Source organism: Deinococcus maricopensis DSM 21211, from assembly GCF_000186385.1.
GTDB classification, from domain to species: Bacteria; Deinococcota; Deinococci; order Deinococcales; family Deinococcaceae; genus Deinococcus_B; species Deinococcus_B maricopensis.
The window spans coordinates 3,379,962-3,400,576 of sequence record NC_014958.1 but is presented as its reverse complement, the minus strand read 5'-3'; the positions used below and the strand labels follow the sequence as shown (position 1 = coordinate 3,400,576).

The following is a 20,615-nucleotide window of genomic DNA, read 5'->3' as shown; positions in this document are numbered from 1 at the left end:
AAGGAACGCCCATTGGCGCGCGCGGGACGGGAAGGGTACGCTCGGGGTCGTGGCCTGAACGGGCCCTGACCGAGCGACCCTACCCTCCCGGAGATTCACGTGACGACTTCCCCCCGCGAGACCCTGAGCACGACCACGGCCCCTGATGCGACGTTCCTGAACCGCGAGCTGTCCTGGCTGGCGTTTAATGAGCGGGTGCTGGCGGAGGCGCGTGACCTTCGAAACCCCCCGCTGGAGCGCCTGAAGTACTGCGCGATCTGCGGCAGCAACCTGGATGAGTTCTTTATGGTGCGCGTGGCGGGCATTCACCGGCAGATTGCCGCGAATGTGAGCGCGCGGGGCCTGGATGGGTTGCAGCCGCCGGAGTCGCTGGCGTTGGTGCGTACGCGTGTGCGGGTGATGCTGCGGGAGATTGAGCGGACGACCCGCAAGACGCTGGCGGAGTTGCGGCGTGCGGGCGTGCGGTTGGTGCGCATGGGGGATCTGGGGCGGCGGGCGTGCGATCAGGTGCGCGCGCATTACGAGGCGCAGATTCAGCCGGTGCTGACGCCGCTCGTCGTGGACCCGAGCCACCCGTTCCCGTACCTCAGTAACCTGAGTCTGAACCTGGCGGTGCTGCTGGCGGGGGGGATGAAGGGCCGGAGTTCGCGCGGGTGAAGGTGCCGGTGGGGGTGCTGCCGCGCATCGTGGAGGCCGGCGGGCAGTTCCTGCTGCTGGAGGACGTGATTGCGGCGCACCTCCCGGATCTCTTCAAGGGGCGTGAGGTTCTGGCGAGTTACGTGTTCCGGGTGACTCGGAACACCGATTACGAGTTCGAGGAGGAGGAGGCCGAGGACTTGTTGGCGACCATCGAGGATGGGTTGCGGCGGCGGCGGTTCGGTGCGGCGGTGCGGTTGGAGGTGACGCGGGACATGCCGGAGGCGGTGCAGGATTTCCTGCGGGAGCGTCTGAATCTCGCGCCGGAGGACGTGTTCATGCTGGATGGGCCGTTGGGCACCGCGGACCTGATGGGGTTCCCGGCGAGCCGCCCGGACTTGAGTGCGCCGCCGTTCACGCCGCACCTCCCGGACTTGGAGGGCGACGACGATCACGAGGAGGAGAGCGTGTTTGCGACGTTGCGTGCGGGGGACGTGCTGCTGCACCACCCGTACGACAGTTTCGACGCGGTGCTGGATTTCCTGGAGGAGGCCGCGAACGACAAGCACGTCTTGGCGATCAAGCAGACGCTGTATCGCACGGGCGATGATCGGCGTCTGCTGAATGCGCTGCGGACGGCGGCGGAGCAGGGCAAGCAGGTGGTGGCGTTGATTGAGCTGAAGGCGCGGTTCGATGAGCAGCGCAACATCAGCTGGGCGCGCAAGCTGGAGCGGGCGGGCGCGCACGTGGTGTACGGCTTCGCGGGCCTGAAGACGCACGGGAAGGTGGCGTTGGTGGTGCGCCGGGAGGGCGGGACGCTTCGCCGGTACGTGCACGTCGGGACGGGCAATTACAACGCGAAGACAGCGCGGTTGTACACGGACCTGAGCCTGTTGACGGCGAACCCGCAGTTGGGGGATGACGTGGGGCGGTTGTTCAATCACCTGACCGGGTACGCGGACGCGGAGTACGATGAGTTGCTGGTGGCGCCTGACACGGCCCGCAGTGGGTTCCTGGCGCTGCTGGAGCGGGAGGCGCGGCATGCGCGTGCGGGGCACAGCGCGTGGGTGCGCCTGAAGATGAATCAGCTGACCGACCCGGGCATGATTCGCGCGTTGTATGACGCGTCGGCGGCGGGCGTGCGGGTGGAGTTGATCATCCGTGGGGTGTGCTGCCTGCGGCCGGGCGTGCCGGGCCTGAGTGACACGATCCGCGTGAAGAGTCTGCTGGGGCGGTTCCTGGAGCATGCGCGCGTGTACGCGTTCGCGAATGCGGGGCATCCGGAGGTGTTTATCGGGAGTGCGGACTGGATGAGCCGGAACCTGAATCGGCGGGTGGAAGTGATCGCGCCCGTGCGGGATGAGCGGCACCGCGCGACGCTGCTGAGCATCCTGGACGCGGAGTGGACGGATGAGCGTGGCGCGTGGGACTTGCGCACGGATGGGCGGTACACGAAGCTCGCCGGGGAGTACAGCGCGCAGGAGGCGTTCATGCGCACGCACGGGCACCTGGGCCGGTAGGTTGTTGCAGCGGGCCTGCAGCCGGCGGCCCGCTGCACCGATGAGGAGCGTCTGGCGTTCCTCATCGGTGCAGCCCGGTGACGTTGCGGGGTTGGGCCGGTCAGGGCCCGAGGCGCGGCGGGTCTGCAGGTGGTGTCCGCGTTCCGGCGGGAGGCACGGGTGGCTCCCGTGCCTCCGTCACGCGTCTCGGCTCAGGACGTAGTACGCGCGTTCACCGGCGCGGGCGAGGTCCGTGACGGCGTACCCGTACACGAGGTACGGCATGAGCGTGTCCCGCAGCGCTAGGCGCCACGCGAGCCGTTCCGTTTCGGGGCGGGCGTCGCTGTCGGTGGGGACCTCCACGAGGACGTGGTCGGCGGTGAGCGTGAGGTCCGGCGTGCCGGGCAGCGGCCCGTCGGCCTGCAGGGCGTACGCGCCGTCCGGTTCGCGGGGGGCGTGCGGCACGAACGTGCGCGTGAGGTCCCATTCGATCATCAGGCGGTCCGCGGGGACGACGCCGCCGAGGTCGTACCAGCCGGGGTGGTAACTGACTGCGCGCGCGCCGAGCTTGCCGAGGTTCAGGCGGGCGTTGCGGGCGATGAGCGGGTCGAACGTCCACGTCATGCGGGTCAGGCCCTGCGCGAGCGCCCGCTCGCGCTGCGCGTGCTTGAGGGCGACGGCGGCGCCGCTGCCGCGCCACGCGGGGTCGACGGCGAGCAGGTGCGAGTGGTGCCACCACGCGTCGCCGTGCAGCGCCGGGAAGCCGTACGCGAGGCCGAACGGCACGTCCTCGCCGACGGGGTACGCGCCGAGGACGATGCCGCCGGTGGCGGCGCTGATGCGCAGCATCGTGCCGGGCAGCACCTCGCGGTCCGCGTACCCCCACGCGGCGATCTGCACGGTTTCGAGTGCGCGGAACGCGGCAGGGTCCGTGACGTCCCGGATGGTGTAGGGCGCGGTCAAGCGCGCACCTCGTCACGAATCTCGGCGAGCTCCTCCACGTACGCGCGGTCTAGTGTGACGCCCGTGCCGGCCCCCTGCGGCACGCGCTGGTGCCCGTCGTGCATTTCCAGCGGCTCCAGGATGATGTCGCGCTCCCAGTAGCGGCTGGCGCTGGCGGTGTCGCCGGGCAGGCGGAAGTTCTCGAGGGTGGACAGGTGGATGTTGTGCGCGCGGCCGATGCCGCTTTCCAGCATGCCGCCGCACCAGACGGGCAGGCCGCTCGCGCTCGCGAGGTCGTGCACGCGCCGCGCTTCCGCGTGCCCGCCGACGCGCGCGACTTTGAGGTTCACGACGCGGCCCGCGCCGAGCTGCACGGCTTTGCGGACGTCGGCGGCACTGGTGATGCTTTCGTCGAGGCACAGGGGGGTGCGCAGTCGGGCCTGCAGCGTCGCGTGGTCCACGAGGTCGTCCCACGCGAGCGGCTGCTCAATGTACGTGAGGTGGTGCGCGTCGAGCGCGGTGAGCGCGCGGGTGTCCGCGAGGGTGTAGGCGCTGTTCGCATCGACGGTGAGGTTGATGTCCGGGAAGGCTTCGCGGGCGGCGCGGACGGGCTGCTCGTCCCAGCCGGGCTTGATCTTGAGTTTGATGCGGCGGTACCCCTGCTGGACGTGCCGCGCGACGGCGTCCACGGTGGCCGCCTCGTCCGCCTGAATGCCGAGGCTCACACCGACGGGCACGCGGTCGCGGACGCCGCCGAGCAGCTGCCACAAGGGCGTGCCGAGCGCGCGGCCCCACGCGTCCCACGCGGCCATCTCCACCATGGCTTTCGCCATGCGGTTCCCGCGGAACGGCGCGAGGGCGGCCGCGACCGCTTCGGGGTTCGGGAAGTCCCGCCCGAGAACGCGCGGCAAGAACACCTCGCGCAGCAGGTGCAGCGCGCCGGGGATGTTCTCCTCGCGGTACATGGGCGCCATTTCCATGGTGCCTTCGGCGACGCCGGTCACGCCGTCGGCGTGCAGGACCAGCAGCGGGATGACCTTCTCGGTCTGCACGCCGAAACTCGTCTCGAAGCGGAATTTCAGGGGGAGGCGGACCACGAACAGCTCAGCACGGTCGAAGCGCATGCGTTACCGTACCGCACTGCGCCCCTGCAGGGAAAAGCCGGGACCCGCAGGTCCCGGCAGGGTCACGTGGCGTTTACGTGAGTTCGCCGCGTTCGCGCAGGCGTTGGGCGAGTGCGTCCGGTTCGAACAGGTTCACGCCCGCGCCGTACGTGTGCGTGACGGCGCGTGTGATGACGTAGAAGCCCAGCGCGAACCCCACCAGGAAGATGCCCATGGCAGGGAGGCGCAGCACGGCGTTCGCTTCGGCGACCTGCGCGTTGAACGCGGCCGTGCCGAATTTTGCCTGCACGAGGTGCAGGTTCACGACGTAGTTGATGATGCCGGCGATGAGTTCCACGACGGCGAGCACGAGCGTGGCGTGCCCGAGCGCGCGTTTCACGTTCGGGTGCGCCATGGCCAATTGCGTGGCGCGCCGTCCTTCTTCCTTCTCGGTGAGGCTGACGACGTCCAGGAAGATGCGGAACAGCGGCATGCCGACGGCGACGCTGCCGAGCGCGAATGCGAACGTCAGGAAGCGGGTGGCGCTGTCCTTGAGCGCGAACTGCCAGCCGTCCACCGTCCAGAAGGCGAGGGCGCCGTTCACGAGGGCGGTGAGGCCGCCGAAGATGGCGATGGGGGAGAGGCTGCGGTTGCGGATGAAGTCCCACGCGACGTACGCGACGGGAATAAGGGCCGCGACGAGGTACGCGTTGGTGTTGCCGCGCGTGCCGCCGCCGAGCAGGTCGCTGACGACGACGCCGGAGCCGAGGCCGGTGGGGCTGAGGATGAAAATGGGGATCAGCAGCGTGAAGACGAGGTCCCAGACGGTTTTCGGGACGCGCTTCCGGGGGGCGGGCGTGGTCATGTGCACGCATCGTACCGTCCGCCCGTGAGGAAGGCACCGGGACGCACGGCCATAAAAAAGCCGCCCTTTCAGGCGGTGATAATCATAGGATACCGTGGGATGCAGCGGGCGTCAAGGGTATGCACCGCGCGCCGCGGCGGGGACCGCTGACGTGCGCGCGGCGTGGCCGCGCCCCTCGGCTCAGGCGCGCTGCAGCGTGAGCGGTCCGAACGCGTCGCCCCACACGTCCGCCTTGTCGCGCGCGCCGCTCAGGTCGAGGTCGCGGGCGCCCGTCACCGTCAACGTCCACGTCCGGCCCGCGCGCGTCAGCGCCTGCACGGCGGACGCGTGCGCGTGGCTGCGGTCGAGGCCGTCCGCGACGCGCAGCACCCCCGCGAGGCGCCGCACCAGCCCCTGCCGCTCCGCGCTCAACGACGTGAACTCCGGGTGCGTGGGCTTCGGGGCGCTCTTGCGGTGGTAGCGGGCCAGCAGCGCGATGAGTTCCACCTCAGTCGGCGAGAAGCCGCGCAGGCCCGCATGCCGGATCAGGTACGCGCTGTGCTTGTGGTGGCTGCTCTGCGCGACCGCCAGGCCCACCTCGTGCAGCAGCGCCGCCGCGCCCAGCAGGTCCGCGCTTTCCGGCGGGAACCGCTCCCCGTGCGCCGCGAGCCGCCCCAACACGTCGCGCGCGAGGCGCGCCACGTGCCGACCGTGCGGCAGGTCCGCGTGGAAACGTGCGGCGACGTCCAGCACGCTGCGTTCGCGCGCACTCAGGCCCGCTTCCCACTCGGCCTCCTGCGCGAGTGCCTCCACGAGCATGCCCTCGCGCAGCGCGCCCTCACTGACGGTCACGCGCCCCGCGCCGAGCGTCTCGAGCGCCGCGACGAGCACCGCCAGGCCCGGAATGATGATGTCGGTGCGGCGCACGTCCAGGCCGGGCACGCGCGCGCGTTTCGCCGGGCCGAGCTTGCGCAGATCCGCGAGCAGCGCGGCGAGGTCCGCGACGGGGAACGTGAAGCCGTTCACGCTGCCCGTCGCGCCCGCGCGGGCCATCAGCAGCGCGCCCGCCGCCTCGAACGTCCCGCTCGACCCGATGACGGTCGTGTCCGCCCCGGGCGTGAACGCCTGCAGGTGCGGCAGCAGCGCGCCGCGCACAGTCGCCATGACTTCCCGCACGGCCCCCTCGCTGGGCGGGTCGCGGTCCAGCAGCGCGCGCATCCGCTCGGACCCCACCGGCAGGCTCACGACGTGGTGCGCGCCGCGCTCGTCGCCGCGCGCCAGTTCCAGGCTGCCGCCCCCCAGGTCCAGCAGGACGTTGTCCGGCCCGAACTGCACGCTGTGCGCGGCGCCCAGGTACGTGAGCTGCCCTTCGCGCTCCCCGCTGATCACCGTGAGGGGTACGCCCGTGGCGTGCGCCACGCGGGCTAGCACCTCATCGCGGTTGCGGGCCTCCCGCACGGCGCTCGTCGCGTACAGGCGCAGTTCGTGCACCTGCGCGGCGCGCGCGAGGTCCCGGAAGTGCGACACCGCCTCCACCAGGCGCGCCACGCCCTCCTCGTTCAGTCGGCCCTGATCGAGGTGCGCGCCGAGGCGCGTGCGGACCTTCAGGGCGTCCAGCACCCGGTACCCGCCCGAGCGGGCCTCCGCGAGCAGGAGATGGCAGGAGTTCGTGCCGACGTCGGCCACCGCGAAACGCATACGCACAGTGTACGAGCCGCGCGCCCCACCACGCCGACGCCGAGCGGCGCGGCAAGAGGGCTGTAAGACGCCGCCCGCTACCCTGGGGGCACCCATGAGCACCTCGACCGCGCCCCTGATGACGCCCGCGCCGGATGAAGCTGCCCGCGTGGCGGCCCTGCTGCGCGACGCCGAAGCGCTGATTCTGGTGGACGCCCCCCGCGCGAGCGCCCTCGCGCAAGACGCGCAGGTCGCCGCGCAGGCCCTCTGCGACGTCGCCCTCGAGAGCCTCGCGTGGGTGCTGCACGGCGCGTCGCTGTACTTCCGCTCCCGTTTCGTGGAGGCGCGCGACGCCTACCACCGCGCCCTCGACCTGGGGCGCCGCGCCGGCGACGGCGCGCTGCAGGCACGCGCCCTGAATGGCCTGGGCATCACCGAGGAACGCCTCGGCGATTACGGCAGCGCCATGGAGCTCTTCCTGGAGAGCCTGCGCGTCGCGCAGGAACACGGCGATGAACGCGGGCGCCTGCGCGTCCTGAGCAACATCGCCGTGACGCACGCGGAACTCGGCGAGTACGACCGTGCCCTGCAGGCGCACCTGGAAATCATCGACGCCGCCCGCGTGGTCGGGGACCGCGTGATCGAGTCGAGCGCCATGGCGAACGCCGTCGTCGACCACTACACCCTCGGCGCGTACGAGCAGGCGCTCGCCGTGGCGGACGAACACATTGCCACCCTGCGGGACGCGCGCCTGCCGCAGCATGAGGTCGTCGTCGGCGCGTACCGCGCCCTCACGCTGCTGGACCTGGGCCGCGCCGCGGACGCCCTGGACGCCGCCACCGCCCTGCTGCCCCTCGTGGCGGACGTCGGCGACTACGACTACATCTGCCACGTGCACATCACGCTCGGACGCGCGCACCACGCGCTGGGCACCTTCGACGCCGCCGAGGCGCACCTGCGCGCCGCCGTGGACGCCGCGGGCGCGCACACCCTGCGCCTGCGCGAACGCGACGCGCACCACCACCTGAGCGACCTGTGCGCCGCGCGCGGCGACTGGCACGCCGCATACTCCCACATGCGCGCGTACCACGACCTGGAGCGCGCCCTGCACGCGCAGGACGTGGACCGCAAAACCAAGGTGCTGAGCGCCCAGATGCAGGTCGAGATGCTGCGCCGCGAAGCCGAGGTGGAACGCCGTCGCAGCCAGGAACTCGCCGCTGCGAACACCGCCCTGCAAGAAGCGCAGCAGCACCTCGCGCACCGCGCCACGCACGACGCCCTTACCGGCCTCGCGAACCGCGCGCACTTCCACGCGGAAGTCGAGCGGGCCCTCGCGGAACGCGGCGAGTCGGCCATCGCCGTGCTGTTCATCGACCTGGACCGCTTCAAGCACATCAACGACACGCTCGGGCACGACGTCGGCGACGAACTGCTGCGCGAAGTCGCGCGCCGCCTGCGCGCGAACGTGCGCGCTGCGGACCTCGTGGCCCGCATGGGCGGCGACGAGTTCACGCTGCTGCTGCGCGACCTGCACGACGAGCGCGACGCCGAACGCGTCGCCCGCAAACTCCTCACGGCGCTCACCGGCGCGTTCGAGCTGCGCGGCCAGCGGCTGTTCGTCACGGCGTCCATCGGCGTGGCCCTCGCCCCGCGTGACGGCCTGGACGTCACCACCCTGCAGAAGCACGCCGACATCGCCATGTACCGCGCCAAGCAGAGCGGCAAGAACGGCGTGCGCACCTTCGCGGCCAGCATGGGCGAGCAGGAAACCGAACAGCTGGACCTGGAACGTGACCTGCGCGCCGCGCTGCACGGCGACGAGCTGCGCCTGCACTACCAGGGGCAGTTCGACGTCGCCACCGGCACCCTGAACGGCTTCGAGGCGCTCGTGCGCTGGCAGCACCCCCGCCTGGGCCTCGTGCCGCCCGCGAAGTTCATCCCGATCGCGGAGACCACCGAACTGATCGTGCCGTTGGGCGCCTGGGTGCTGCGCGAGGCGTGCCGGCAGGCGAGCGCGTGGGGCGCGAACGAGCGCGGCTTCACGGTGTCCGTGAACGTCTCCGCCGTGCAGTTCGACCGGCCGGACTTCGTGACGACCGTCGTGCACGCCCTGCAGGACAGCCGCCTGCGCGGCGAGTGCCTGATCCTGGAACTCACCGAAAGCCTGGTGCTGCGCGACCCGGACCGCGCCATCGCGCAGATCGAACAGCTGCGTGCCCTGGGCGTGCGCGTGGCCCTCGACGACTTCGGCACCGGCCAGAGCAGCCTCGCGGTGCTGCGCCGCCTGCCGTTGGACTTCCTGAAAATCGACCGGTCGTTCATGAACGCCGCGACGCCCGAGGAACGCGTGGACGCCACCCTGCTGGTCGGCGTGATGATCACGCTCGCGCACGGCCTGAACCTGCACGTCACCGCCGAGGGCGTCGAAACGGGCGAGCAGCGGGACCTGCTGCACACCCTCGGGTGCGACAGCGTCCAGGGCTACCTGCTCGCGCGGCCCGTCCCGCCCGCCGACGCCGCCGCGCTCCTGAACGCCAGCATCAGCCGCAGCGCCTGATCCCCCGGCGGCCCCCACCACAGGCGCGTCATGGGGGCCGCGCCCGCCTACTTCAGGTTCCGGAAGTCCGGCGCGCGCTTCTCCCGGAACGCCTGCAGGCCCTCCTGATGCTCCGCGTGCGTGCCCGCCGCCTGCTGCAGGTGCGCCTCGTACGTCAGCGCGTCGTCCAGCGTGCCGCTCAGCGCCTTGTTCAGCGCGCGTTTCGTGAGGCCCAGCGCCCGCACCGGCCGCGTCGCCAGCCGCTCCGCGTACGCCTGCACGTCCGCCGCGAACGTCTCCGCCGGGAACACGTGCTCGCACAGCCCCAAGCGCAGACCGTCCTCCGCGTTCACGCGCTCCGCGAGGCTCATCAGCTCGAACGCCCGGTGGTACCCGACCAGGCGCGGCAGGAAGTACGTGCTGCCGCTGTCCGGCACCAGCGCGATGTTGCTGAACACCTCAATGAACGTCGCCGCGCTGCTCCACAGCCGAATGTCGCCGCTCAGCGCGAGGCTCGCGCCCGCCCCGGCCGCCACGCCATTCACGGCCGTGATCACCGGCTTCTCGATCCCGCGGATCTTGCGGATCAGGGGGTTGTACGTGTGCTCCAGGTGCTCCGCGAAGCCCATGCTGCGCCCACTCACGTCCCCGAGGTCCTGCCCGGCGCAGAAGCCCCGCCCGGCGCCCGTGATGACGATCACGCGCGCGTCCGCGTCGCGCTCCGCGTCCCGCAGGGCCTTCGTGAGCTCGAGGAGCAGCGCGTCGTTCGCGGCGTTCAACTTGTCCGGTCGGTTCAGGGTGAGGGTCAGCACGCCATTCACGAGGGCGCGCGCCACCACGGGCACAGCGGTGTCGGTCATGCGCCCACCATAACCGAACGACCGTTCGGCCCGTACACTGAGCGGATGAACCCACCCGTCGTGCTCGCCCTGGACGTCAGCAAAACCCGCATTGGGTACGCCGTGAACGTCGGCGACCTCGCGTTCGGCCGCGGCAGCCGCGACCGCACCACCCTCAGCGCCGACCTCAAGGCCGTCGCCAAGAAAGCCCACCACGAAGGCGCCACGCTGTTGCTGCTCGGCCTGCCCCTGCGCACGGACGGTGCCCCCAGCGCCGTCGCCGACCGCGTCCGCAGCTTCGGCAGCGCCCTGCGCGCCGCCGGCCATACCGTTCAGTACCAGGACGAACGCTTCACCACCCAGCGCGCCCGCGACCTCGGCGCCGCCGACCTCGACGAGGCCGCCGCCGTGCAGATCCTCGAACTCTACCTGCAGGGCCAGGCCGCCCGCAGCGAACACTGACCCCCAAACGCGACGGGCGGGCCCATGGGCCCGCCCGGTCAACCGTGAACGCTCAGGCGTCCCGCTCGACGAGGTACGCGCGCTCGATCACGTCCGGCGTGCCCGGGTAGCCCGGCTGGATGCGCGTAATGCGGTCCAGCACGTCCACGCCGTCCACGATGCGCCCGAACACCGTGTGGCGCCCGTCCAGGTGCGGCGTCGGCCCGAACGTGATGAAAATCTGGCTGCCGTTCGTGTTCGGCCCGGCGTTCGCCATGCTCAGCACGCCCTTACGGTCGTGACGGTGCGGCGTCGCCTCGTCCTCGAAGCGGTAGCCGGGGCCGCCACGGCCCGTGCCGGTCGGGTCGCCCGTCTGCGCCATGAAGTCCTGAATCACGCGGTGGAACACGATACCGTCGTAGTAATGGTGCCGCAACAGGTACGCGAAGCTGTTCACCGTCACCGGCACCTCCTCGGCGTCCAGGTCCATCACCAGGCGGCCCTTGCTCGTCTCGAACACCGCGCGGTACTGCTTGCCCGGCTCGATGCCGTCACCGAGTTCCGGCGCGGCGTTGAACTGCGTGGTGCGTTCGTCGCTGAAAAACGGCGTCAGGCGGTAACCGTCAGGAATGTACAGGTCCATGCCCCGCATTCTGACATTCCGCGCATGAGGGACGCCCACACGCGAACGGGCCCGGCGTTCACCCGGGCCCGATCATCTGCACGAACGCGCGTTACGCCTTCGTGACGATCCGCACCGTCAGCACCTTGTCCGGCACGGCCCCCTCGATGGGCGTCTCCCCACCCTGACCGCTCGACGCCGTCTTCGTCAGGCTCTTCAGCACCTCCAACCCCTGCGTGACCTTCCCGAACACCGTGTACTGCCCGTTCAGGAACGACGCCGGCGCCAGCGTCAGGTAGAACTGACTGCCGCCGCTGTTCGGGTCCGCGCTGCGCGCCATGCCCAGCACGCCCGCATCATCGAAGTTCAGGTTCTGACGCACCTCCAGCGGAATGCTGTACCCCGGGCCGCCCTGCCCCCACGTGTCCTTCTTGCCCTCGTCCACGCTGTTCGGGTCGCCGCCCTGCGCCATGAACCCCTCAATGACCCGGTGGAAGCGTGTCCCGTCATAGAAATGGTTCCGCGCCAGGAACACGAAGTTGTTCACGGTCGTCGGCGTGTCGTTCTCCAGCAGGTCCACCACGATCTGCCCGCGGTTCGTGTCGATCACCGCGAAGTAATCCTTCCCGTCCGCCAGCGAGAACGCCGGCTCCACCTTGAACGTCCGCTTCGGCGTGGCCGACAGGGCCGGCACCTCCGTGTACCCCGCGGGCAGCGCCGCCGGCTTCGCCGTCTGCGCCGTGCTGCTCGCCGCGGCGGGCTTCTCGCTGCCACTGTCCTGCGCGCTGCTGTCCGTCTTCGTGTCCGCCTGCGCGGTCGTGGACGTCGTCGAATCCTTCGTATCGGTACTCTGCGCGTTCTGACCCTGAGGTTTGCAGGCGACCAGCGCCAGCGTCAGAAGCGCCAACAAGGCGGCGTTTTTCATCGCCCCAGTCTACCGACTTCACGTGAGGAACGCCCGCCAACCCCACCGCACGCAGACGTACAATGCCACCGTGATCGTGACGATAGATGGTGTCGCCGCCAGCGGAAAATCCAGCGTCGCCTCCGGCGTCGCCCGCGCCCTCCACGTGCCCTACGTGAGCAGCGGCCTGCTGTACCGCGCCGCCGCGCGCGCCGCCCTCAACGCCGGCCTGCCCCTCACCGACGAAGCCGCCCTCACCGCGCACCTCCGCGCCCACCCCCTGCGCCTCGACGCCCGCGCCGACGGCAACCGCGCCTACCAGGGCGACACCGACCTCACCCCCCACCTCCACACCGACGAAGTCGACGACGCCGTCAGCGCCGTCGCCGCCCTGCCCGGCGTGCGCGCCTGGATCGACGACCACCTCCGCAGCCTGCCCGCCCCCTTCGTCGCCGAAGGCCGCGACATGGGCACCAACGTCTTCCCGCACGCCACCGCCAAGTTCTACCTGACCGCCAGCCCCCGCGTCCGCGCGCAACGCCGCGTCAACGAACGCGACGCTGACATCGACGCCATCGAAACGGCCCTGCGCGAACGCGACCGCCGCGACGCCCGCCAGAGCCAACCCGCCCCCGACGCCCACCTCATCGACACCGGCCCCCTTACCCTCCAAGGCGTCATCGACCTCATCCTCCAGCGCGTCCAGGCGGCCCACGCATGACCGCCCCCGCCCCCAAGGACGCCGGCATCATCCCCATCAACCCCTTCCTGTACAACCTCGTCGTCTTCGCCACCAGCATCCCCATGCACCTCCAGGGGCGCCTCCGCGTCGAAGGGCTGGAACACGTACCCCTCAGCGGCCGCGTCATCATCGCCGGCAACCACGTCACCGCCCTCGACCCGTTCGTCATCGCCAACGCCATCCCCAGACCGCGGCGTATCCAGTTCATGGCGAAAAAGGAAATCTTCCGCAACCCCATCATCGGCGGCATTGTCCGCGGCGGCGGCAGCTTCCCCGTCGACCGGCAGAGCAACGACGTCGGCGCCATCCGCAACGCCATCAAGGTGCTCAACGCCGAAGGCATGCTCGGCATCTTTCCCGAAGGCACCCGCGGCGGCGGCGAAATGAACGGCGGCGTCGCCCTCATCGCCCTGCGCGGCAAAGCCCCCATCGTCCCCGTCGGCCTGCGCCTCCACCGCCGCGTCTGGACCGTCCGCTTCGGCCCCCCCCTGCCCCCGCAAGGCACCATCAAAACCCTCACGGCCGAACTCGGCGAAGCCATTCAGCAGCTCGTCACCGCCTGACTTAGCCCGCTCTGGGCCCAAGCGTTCGGGAAAATCAACATCACCCGATTTGGGTCATACAGGTCACGGCCTTTGGCAGAAAACCAAGACCAGTCCCCGGCCTTCCCTTGAGGAAGGCCGGGGACTGGTCTTGAGCAAGGACAGAGTCGATGAGAGGTACTTCTGGACTTTGTGTGTTTTGTCTTGATTCTGCCCAGCGCATAGCCTATGTTTTCCGAGTACACCTTTTATTCCGCCGCGCGGTTCGGGCCATGTTTCATGCCTGTACCGCCGCCCATCTTCTTTCCCCCCTTTTGGAGAGACACCATGAAACAGAGCACCAAACTCCTGGGTTTGATCGGCGCTCTTGCGCTTGCAGGATGCAACCCGGCCTCCCCAACGTCCCCCGCCCAAACGACGCTCAGCGGCGTAGTCAGCGTGGGGCGTGCTGGCGCCGCGGCGGAAGGCGCCACCGTCACGGTGGTGGGCACCAACACCAAAACCACCACGGACGCCACCGGCCACTTCAGCCTCCGCGCCACTGGCAAGACCAACAACCTGCTGATTACCAAAGAGGGCTATGCGTCCACGCGGGTCGAGAACATCGACACCAGCAAGGACCAGAAGGTGGAAGAAATCCTTCGGCGCTCATTTGATCCCAACCTGCCCAGCACGCCCCCGACCGTGACGGTCGACCTCCAGGACGGCGCCACCGTGGGCGACAAGGACCTCGTCTTGAAGGTCAAAACCACCACGAGCAGCCCGGACGTCAATGCGCCCGCGACTGGCATCGTGTCGCTCGAAGTGCCCGCGGGCAGCTCCGGCTACCTGAACGCTGGCCGCACCCGCAGCACCAGCTTCGACCTGACCGGCGACGACACCTTCACCATCAAAGCTGCGGATTTCGCTGCGTACACCGGTGACCTCGATGTGCACGTCACGGTCTACGACTTCAACGGGAACCGCACCCACGTCATCCGCCACGTCAAAGTCAGCGCGGCCGCCAACAACGCCGCCGTGACGCAACCGACGAACCTTGCGCCGCTCGCGGTGACCTTCGCGGACACCGGCACGTTCGGTGCTCTGGGCAAGAACCCCGCTGCAGGCGCCGCCCTCAAGGCCCTCCTGAAGGGCAACGCTGCGCCCCTCAACGCGTTGCGCAAGACCTCGGCAGCCACCGTCACGCCGCAGGCCGCGCCGAACGGCACGATCCTCTGGGTGGACGTCAACTTCACCTACGACCCCACGAAGCCCGCGCCGCGCGCGTTCGAGTTGTACCGCTCGCTCGACGACAAAACCTACACCAAGGCGGTCACCGTCGACCCATCTGACATCGTCCAGAACAAGACCACCGGCGATTACCTGATCCGCGACACCAGCGCCGAGCTCACGCCGGGCGTCAAAACCTACTACAAGATTCGTGCGGTCAGCGATGCCGGCAACGCCGATTCCGCGAGTGTCAGCGTCACGCCGCTCAACCGCTTCCAGGTGAACCTCGTCAGCCCTGGTCAGGGGACCACCGGCGTTGACCGTCGCCCCATCTTCCGCTGGAATGCAACAGGCGCAGGTGCCAGCAGCCTGTACTACGTGCTGGTCTTCGACCGCACCCAGGCTGAGGGGAACACCACAGCGTGGCGGAGCAACCTGATCACCAACGAAACGGCCGCCGTCTACAACCAAGATGGCCGCGCCGCCCTGACCAGCCTGCAGGCCTACCACGCCTACGACTGGCAACTTGCGGCACTCACCACGGACAACCAAGACGCCAGCAAAGTCACCGCTGTCTCTCTGGGCGCGGACTTCTTCAACCTCTTTGGCATCACGCCGAGCGGTGTGGACTCCGTGCAGGCTGGCCCCGTGAATGAATTCGTCACCGGAGGACTCTGATGTACGTCAAGAAAATCGGTAGCTTGAGCCTCTCTGCCGCGCTCCTGTTGGCCGCGTGCAGCCAAACCACCACCAACGCCCCCACGGCGCAACAACCGGCGCACTTCGTGGTCGACCCCACCCACAGCTTCATCAGCAATCAGGTCGTTGTGGGGCTGGAGCAGGGAGTCACCGCTGAAAGCGCGGCAGCGAAAGTGGGCGGCCGTGTCCTGCGCGCCCTCCCGCACCTGAACGCGGCGCTCATCAGCCTGCCCAACAGCATGTCGGTCCAGAAAGCCGTGCGTATCTTCGCGAACAGCGACCTGGCACGCTACGCCGAACCGAACTACCTCATGACCCGTCCCGACGCGAAGCCCGCGCAGATGAACGCCCAAAGCGTCACCGCGCAGGCAACCCTCAACGACCCGCAACTCGGTCGTCAATGGTTCCTGAACAACATGGGCGTGTACAAAGCCTGGGAAACCGCGACCGGAAAAGGCATCCGCATCGGGATTGCCGACGAGGACATTGACCGCCACCACCCGGACCTGTACGGCAACATGGTGTTCCCTGGGTATGACGCGCCGAACGGAACGCTGATCACCGACCAGACGCCCTACGACGGAACCGGCGACCACGGCACCTGGGTGTCCGGCACGGCCGCCGCTGTGGGCAACAACGGGATCGGCGGCGCAGGTGTCGCGCGCGAGGCGGGCATCGTGCCCCTCACCATCACGCACGACCCCACTGGCGCGTCCAACGTGGACTCCGCCATGGCGTTCATCTTCGGCGTTGTCGGCCCGGACGATAAAGCCCCCAGCGAAACGGGCGACACCGATACACCCGCCGGCCACAACGGCTACGTCGACATCATCAACTACTCGTTCGGGGGGAGCAACTACTCGCAGCTCAGCAAAGAAGCCATCGACTTCGTGCTGGCGCACAAAGTGGTCTTCGTGACCTCGGCAGGCAACACCCCCACCACCGGCCCTGCCAGCCCCGCCTGGACACCCGGCGCGATCAGCGTTGCCGCCACCACCCCCCGCGACGAGCGGACAGACTTCTCGAACCGTGGCTGGCACCTGTCCGTCGGCGCGCCGGGCGAAAACATCTGGGTGACCGCCGTTCGCAACAACCCGAGCGACCCCAATGAAGTTCACTATAGCTACGTCAACGGCACCTCGTTCGCCAGCCCCGCCACGGCCGGTGCTGCCGCACTGATCCTCCAGGCGTCCGCCAGCAAAAACGCCGACGGCACCATCAACAAAATCAACCTGACGCCAGCACAGGTTCGCCACATCCTCGAGGACACGGCGTACAAACCCACCGGCGCGTACAGCACGGACGTGGGCAACGGCGTCGTCCGCGCGGACAAGGCCGTCCTGCGTGCCACGCAGGACGCCGCGAACACCGTCGAAAAGGGCGCGAGCGTCAGCATGCGCTTCGTCGCCGCCAGCAACCCGAACGTCGGGGTGCCACTGGTGGGCGTCACCATGGCCGGCGGCAAACGACCGGATCAGCTGCTCTACGCCCAGTCGGCCGCGGGGGACGCCGTCTTCGAGACGGGCACCGTCAACTTCTTCGAAGTGGACGCCGGTCTCTACAAGCTCTACGCCTCCGGCCCCCGGACCGTCATCGCTGGCGGAACCACCGGCAACACGGTCCAGACTGTTGACCTGGCCCCAGGTGACGACATCATCTTCGGTAACGCCAGTGGCGTCTTCCCGATCAGCGTCACGCTACCCACGGACGCTTTCGAGCCGAACAACACCCTCGCCGAGGCGAAATCCATCAGCTTCGGTCAGGCGCGTGACGCTGTGCTCGATGCTGGCGACGCTGACATCTTCACGTTCAGTGGTACCGCTGGTGAGCGCGCCTTCGTGAACACGCAGGCCGTCAGCGGCAATGCCGACACGAAAGTCGAAATTCTGGACAGCGCCGGGACGGTCCTGGCCAGCAACTCGGCGTTCCGCAGTGGCACGACCGACGCCGCGCTGGTCTTCGACGTTCCCAGCACGGGCCAGTACTACATTCGTGTCACAAGCGACAGTGCAGGTAACCCGTTCAACACGTACTGGGTGTCCCTGAGCCGCCTCGTCGGTCAGGAAACCGAACCCAACGGGACTGGCACCATCACCGATGACGTGTTCGCCAACCTCGACCTCAGCGCCACCAACACGCTGAACGTCGGCGAGACGCGCGACGGCGCACTCAGCGCCGGCACGGACGTGGACATCTACGCGTTCAGTGGCACCGCGGGCCAGAAGCTCCTCGCGGACATCAACACCGAGATCGGCGGCGATCCTGACACGATCCTGGCCATTGTCGACGCCAACGGCAAAACCCTGGCCAGCAACGACGACACGAAGTCGCAAGACTCGACGGTGCAGTACACGCTGACTGCGGCTGGGCAGTACTACCTCGTGGTCGGCAACTACGGTGGTCAGAATCCCGAGGGCCAGAGCAATGGCAAGTACCGCGTCACACTGACGCAACGCTAACATCAGCGTTGTTCGACAGGAAGCGGGCCGGGGTACTGTACCCCGGCCCGCTTCCTGTCTGCTCGGATACGCCCTTTCAAGCCAGGTCGTTGCCTCTGGCACGTTGAGAGACCCCATGGGGTCTCTTATTCGGTTGGCTCGAGGATGCGTTGACGACGGGTGGGAACTGACCGTGAGTGGGCGCCCCCTCTTTGAGGCGTAACAGCCAGGAGAATCAGGCTTGTCTGAACCGGGCGTTATCACGAGCTCCGCAGTGCATGTGTATAGCCCCTCGCGCAAGCGAGGGGCTATACACATGCACCTGATCAGTTGCGTTTGATGTTGAATGCGGGCGAGAAGTCTTCCTCGTAGTGCGCCGGGTTTTCGGCGTCGCCAAGCGCCTTGAGCACGCGCACCTTCACACGGTAGGTGCCGTCTGGGGCTTTTTGGCCATCATCCAGGGTTCCGTCCCAGGTGAACGTGTCCCACACGTCGCTGTCGTTGCTGGTCCAGTTGTCGTCCGCATTTCGGCCCCAGTACTCGCTGGTCTGCAGGTTCGCCACTTGCTGACCGGAGGCATTGACGACGGTGACCATTAGGCGACGTGACTGGTGGGCGAAGTGCACACCAACGCTGGGCTCGTCGCCATTCTGGAGCGTATACGTGGTGTTCTCGTCGGCGACGTCTCCATCCTTGAAGAGCAGAGGGAAAGGCAGCGTCTGACCGTTGATCATGGCGTCCTTCAGCACCACGAGCTTCTGGTAATCGCCCTGGAAGCCGCTGTAGGGGATTACGATGCTGTTGACGCGCTGGCTCTTGAGCACGATGTACCCACCGTACTGCGCGAGATCAGGGATGGACGCATCAGCGGTGATCTCAATATTCAGATCGAGTTGCCCGCCGGCAGGAACCGTAATGTCGATGCCCTGCGTGGAGGTCAGTGGGTGCCCGTTGACGTTCACGGTGGCTGCGCCCATGTTCGGCGTGGGGGCCAACGTCGTGCCCGCCAGCGTGAGCGCGGCGTTGTGCGTCACGCTGTACGTCGCGTCTCGCAGCCCGTTGTTGCGCAGCACCACCACCTTGCTCTTGGTCGTCATCCCTTCGCTTTCGCCGAGGGACAGCTTGCTGGGCGTGGCGCTGACCGTCGCGTTGTACGCGCTGACAATGTCGATCATGCCGGCGCCCTGCTTCTGCACGTAATCCAGGGCCGTAGTGGGCTGGCCCGCAGCGGTGTAGAAGTACCGCAGGTTGGCGGTGTTCTGGAAGAGTGCGCGCATGTCCTTGCTGGCAATTTTCGGGTTGGCTTCCAGCAACAGGGCCGCCGCACCGGCGACGTGGGGGGCTGCCATGCTCGTGCCGCTGAGGACGGCGTACCCGCCCGCCGTCTTGGACAGCGGGTAGGTGGAGTAAATGTTGTTGCCGGGGGCGGCAACGTCGGGTTTCAGTTCCAGGTCTGGGCTGCTGCCAAGAGAGCTGCTCGCCGCGGTGCCGCCGCCACCGACGTTCGGCACGAGCGAAGTTTCGTTCGTCCAGGTCATCATGACCGGCTGCGGCATCGCGGCGATCTTCTGACCGTCCGCCTGCTGAATGCCGATCACTGGAATGTCAATGGGCGTCGTGCCGGTCAGGGCCATACCGCCGATGTAGCCGGCGCGGTTGTTGTAGATGATGACGGCGCTGGCGCCAGCTTGCTGGGCATTGAGGGCCTTCTCGTAGAACGTGCAGGTGCCACGGCTGATCAGGGCCACCTTGCCAGTGAGGCTTCCGGCGGCGAAGGGGTTCGTGCCGTTGGCCGTCTTGCACCCTTGCGTGGGGGTGACGGCGACCACCTCGACGGTGCCGGCAACCGGGACGTCCGCAGGACTGCCGGTTTTCCCGTCGTAGTACACACTGCTGCCATCTTGCAGCTTGAACGCGTTGACGGTCGCCTTGAGGTTCGCGACGTTCGCCACGGCGATGACATTTTCGCCGAGCGACGGTGCACCACTGGCGAACTGCCCTTTGTCGCCGCTGTTGCCGGCCGAAACGGTGACGACCATGCCCTGCTTGACGAGGCGGCTGGCGACCTTGCCGGTCGGGTAGTCCGGCCACTGGAACGACGCGCCGATGCTCATGTTCAGCACCTGCATGCCGTCTTTGTACGCGCGCTCCATGGCCTCGATCATGATGCTGGAGCTCGTGGAGCCCGCGCAGCCGAAAACGCGGTAGGAGCCGAAGAACACGCCCGGAGCGACCCCCTTGAACCCAGTAGCGGGGTCGTTGCCGCCGACGATGCCTGCCACGTGCGTACCGTGACCGGCGCAGTCATCCGCGATTTCGTCCTCGACGCGCTGGGTCTTGGTGGTACCGTTAAAGTCGTCGCCTACGAAGTCATGCTGTTTGATGATTCGGCCAGCGAACGCCGGGTGATCGATGTCGATGCCGGTGTCCATGATGGCCACCTTGACGCCTTTGCCCGTCAGGCCGTACTCGTTCTGGGCAATGTCGGCGCCGGTCATGGTGACCGCGCTGAACATTTCCGGCTCGGACGGTACTTCACCGACCGTGTCCTTGGGCAGATCCACGCGGACATCCGGGTAGACGTTCAGGACGCCCGGAAGGCGGCTGAGACGACGAACTTCTGTGTCGCTGGCCTTAATGGCGAACCCGTTGAACAGCGTGTTGTACTCGTGCGTGGTTTGAACGCGGAGGCCACTCTGCGCGAGCTGCTGTTTGAACTGGGCGTGTTGCGTACGGACGCTCTGGGCGTTCAGGGCCGTGGGGTCACCCTCGAGTTCAACAATCCACGCGTTATGAATGCCGGCGGTGCCGACGTCAATGCCGCCGATGGGCGCCGAGGCGTTAGGAGCGGGTGTGGTGTTCTGGCTGCATGCAGTGAGCGCGATAGCGAGCGTTAACAGGCCGGTGGCCTTGATCTTCAGGTTCTTCAAGGGCATGCTCCT

16 protein-coding genes are annotated in these 20,615 nt (G+C 68.2%); 8 read left to right on the top strand and 8 right to left on the bottom strand.

All coding sequences use genetic code 11. The features are described 5' to 3' along the window. Nucleotides 1-99 precede the first annotated feature (99 nt). Nucleotides 100-657: a polyphosphate kinase gene (locus tag DEIMA_RS18975; RefSeq protein WP_148234988.1), complete on the top strand. Its 558-nt coding sequence runs from the start codon at nt 100-102 to the stop codon at nt 655-657. Beyond that, nucleotides 654-2,156 (top strand): polyphosphate kinase 1, encoded by a 1,503-nt coding sequence (ppk1, locus tag DEIMA_RS16040; RefSeq protein ID WP_425358169.1) that lies wholly within the window; start codon nt 654-656, stop codon nt 2,154-2,156. Before DEIMA_RS18975 ends, ppk1 begins: the two co-directional genes overlap by 4 nt. 177 nt (nt 2,157-2,333) lie before the next feature. Here ppk1 and DEIMA_RS16035 read toward each other — a convergent pair whose 3' ends face one another. The 4 genes from DEIMA_RS16035 to DEIMA_RS16020 form a co-directional block, all read right to left on the bottom strand. Further along, complete coding sequence (locus DEIMA_RS16035) at nt 2,334-3,098, bottom strand: acyl-CoA N-acyltransferase (protein ID WP_013558336.1); 765 nt, start codon at nt 3,096-3,098, stop codon at nt 2,334-2,336. Beyond that, nucleotides 3,095-4,201, bottom strand: coding sequence for an o-succinylbenzoate synthase (menC, locus tag DEIMA_RS16030; protein WP_013558335.1), 1,107 nt, complete (start codon nt 4,199-4,201; stop codon nt 3,095-3,097). The genes DEIMA_RS16035 and menC overlap by 4 nt, the downstream gene beginning before the upstream one ends. A 73-nt stretch (nt 4,202-4,274) precedes the next feature. After that, entirely contained in the window at nt 4,275-5,045 is a 771-nt protein-coding gene (locus DEIMA_RS16025; protein ID WP_013558334.1) for a VC0807 family protein, read from the bottom strand. Nucleotides 5,046-5,225: 180 nt separating this feature from the next. Further along, on the bottom strand, nt 5,226-6,722 hold the full coding sequence (locus DEIMA_RS16020; RefSeq protein ID WP_013558333.1) for a Ppx/GppA phosphatase family protein: 1,497 nt from the start codon (nt 6,720-6,722) through the stop codon (nt 5,226-5,228). A 94-nt stretch (nt 6,723-6,816) separates the two neighbouring features. On the opposite strand from DEIMA_RS16020, the gene DEIMA_RS16015 reads away from it, so the two are divergent. After that, entirely contained in the window at nt 6,817-9,258 is a 2,442-nt protein-coding gene (locus tag DEIMA_RS16015) for an EAL domain-containing protein (RefSeq protein ID WP_013558332.1), read from the top strand. A 47-nt stretch (nt 9,259-9,305) separates the two neighbouring features. Here DEIMA_RS16015 and DEIMA_RS16010 read toward each other — a convergent pair whose 3' ends face one another. After that, a complete protein-coding gene (locus DEIMA_RS16010) occupies nt 9,306-10,097 on the bottom strand; it encodes an enoyl-CoA hydratase-related protein (protein ID WP_013558331.1) in 792 nt (263 codons plus the stop codon). A 45-nt stretch (nt 10,098-10,142) separates the two neighbouring features. On the opposite strand from DEIMA_RS16010, the gene ruvX reads away from it, so the two are divergent. Further along, nucleotides 10,143-10,538, top strand: a complete 396-nt coding sequence (ruvX, locus tag DEIMA_RS16005; protein ID WP_013558330.1) for a Holliday junction resolvase RuvX — start codon at nt 10,143-10,145, stop codon at nt 10,536-10,538. 52 nt (nt 10,539-10,590) lie between these two features. Here ruvX and DEIMA_RS16000 read toward each other — a convergent pair whose 3' ends face one another. After that, a complete protein-coding gene (locus DEIMA_RS16000; protein ID WP_013558329.1) occupies nt 10,591-11,169 on the bottom strand; it encodes a peptidylprolyl isomerase in 579 nt (192 codons plus the stop codon). A gap of 82 nt (nt 11,170-11,251) precedes the next feature. Next, the gene (locus DEIMA_RS15995) at nt 11,252-12,064 is read right to left on the bottom strand and encodes a peptidylprolyl isomerase (protein ID WP_013558328.1); all 813 of its coding nucleotides are present in this window, start codon (nt 12,062-12,064) and stop codon (nt 11,252-11,254) included. 70 nt (nt 12,065-12,134) lie between these two features. On the opposite strand from DEIMA_RS15995, the gene cmk reads away from it, so the two are divergent. From cmk to DEIMA_RS15975, 4 genes are all read left to right on the top strand, one after another. Beyond that, entirely contained in the window at nt 12,135-12,764 is a 630-nt protein-coding gene (cmk, locus tag DEIMA_RS15990; protein ID WP_043816868.1) for a (d)CMP kinase, read from the top strand. Further along, on the top strand, nt 12,761-13,348 hold the full coding sequence (locus tag DEIMA_RS15985) for a lysophospholipid acyltransferase family protein (protein ID WP_013558326.1): 588 nt from the start codon (nt 12,761-12,763) through the stop codon (nt 13,346-13,348). Before cmk ends, DEIMA_RS15985 begins: the two co-directional genes overlap by 4 nt. 306 nt (nt 13,349-13,654) lie before the next feature. Continuing rightward, the gene (locus tag DEIMA_RS15980; protein WP_013558325.1) at nt 13,655-15,214 is read left to right on the top strand and encodes a carboxypeptidase regulatory-like domain-containing protein; all 1,560 of its coding nucleotides are present in this window, start codon (nt 13,655-13,657) and stop codon (nt 15,212-15,214) included. Then, nucleotides 15,214-17,694 carry a S8 family serine peptidase gene (locus tag DEIMA_RS15975; RefSeq protein ID WP_013558324.1) on the top strand — a complete coding sequence of 827 codons (2,481 nt, stop codon included), beginning with the start codon at nt 15,214-15,216 and terminating at the stop codon, nt 17,692-17,694. Before DEIMA_RS15980 ends, DEIMA_RS15975 begins: the two co-directional genes overlap by 1 nt. 305 nt (nt 17,695-17,999) lie before the next feature. On the opposite strand, the gene DEIMA_RS18895 is transcribed toward DEIMA_RS15975, so the two are convergent. Then, a complete protein-coding gene (locus tag DEIMA_RS18895; RefSeq protein ID WP_013558323.1) occupies nt 18,000-20,603 on the bottom strand; it encodes a S8 family serine peptidase in 2,604 nt (867 codons plus the stop codon). Nucleotides 20,604-20,615 lie beyond the last annotated feature (12 nt).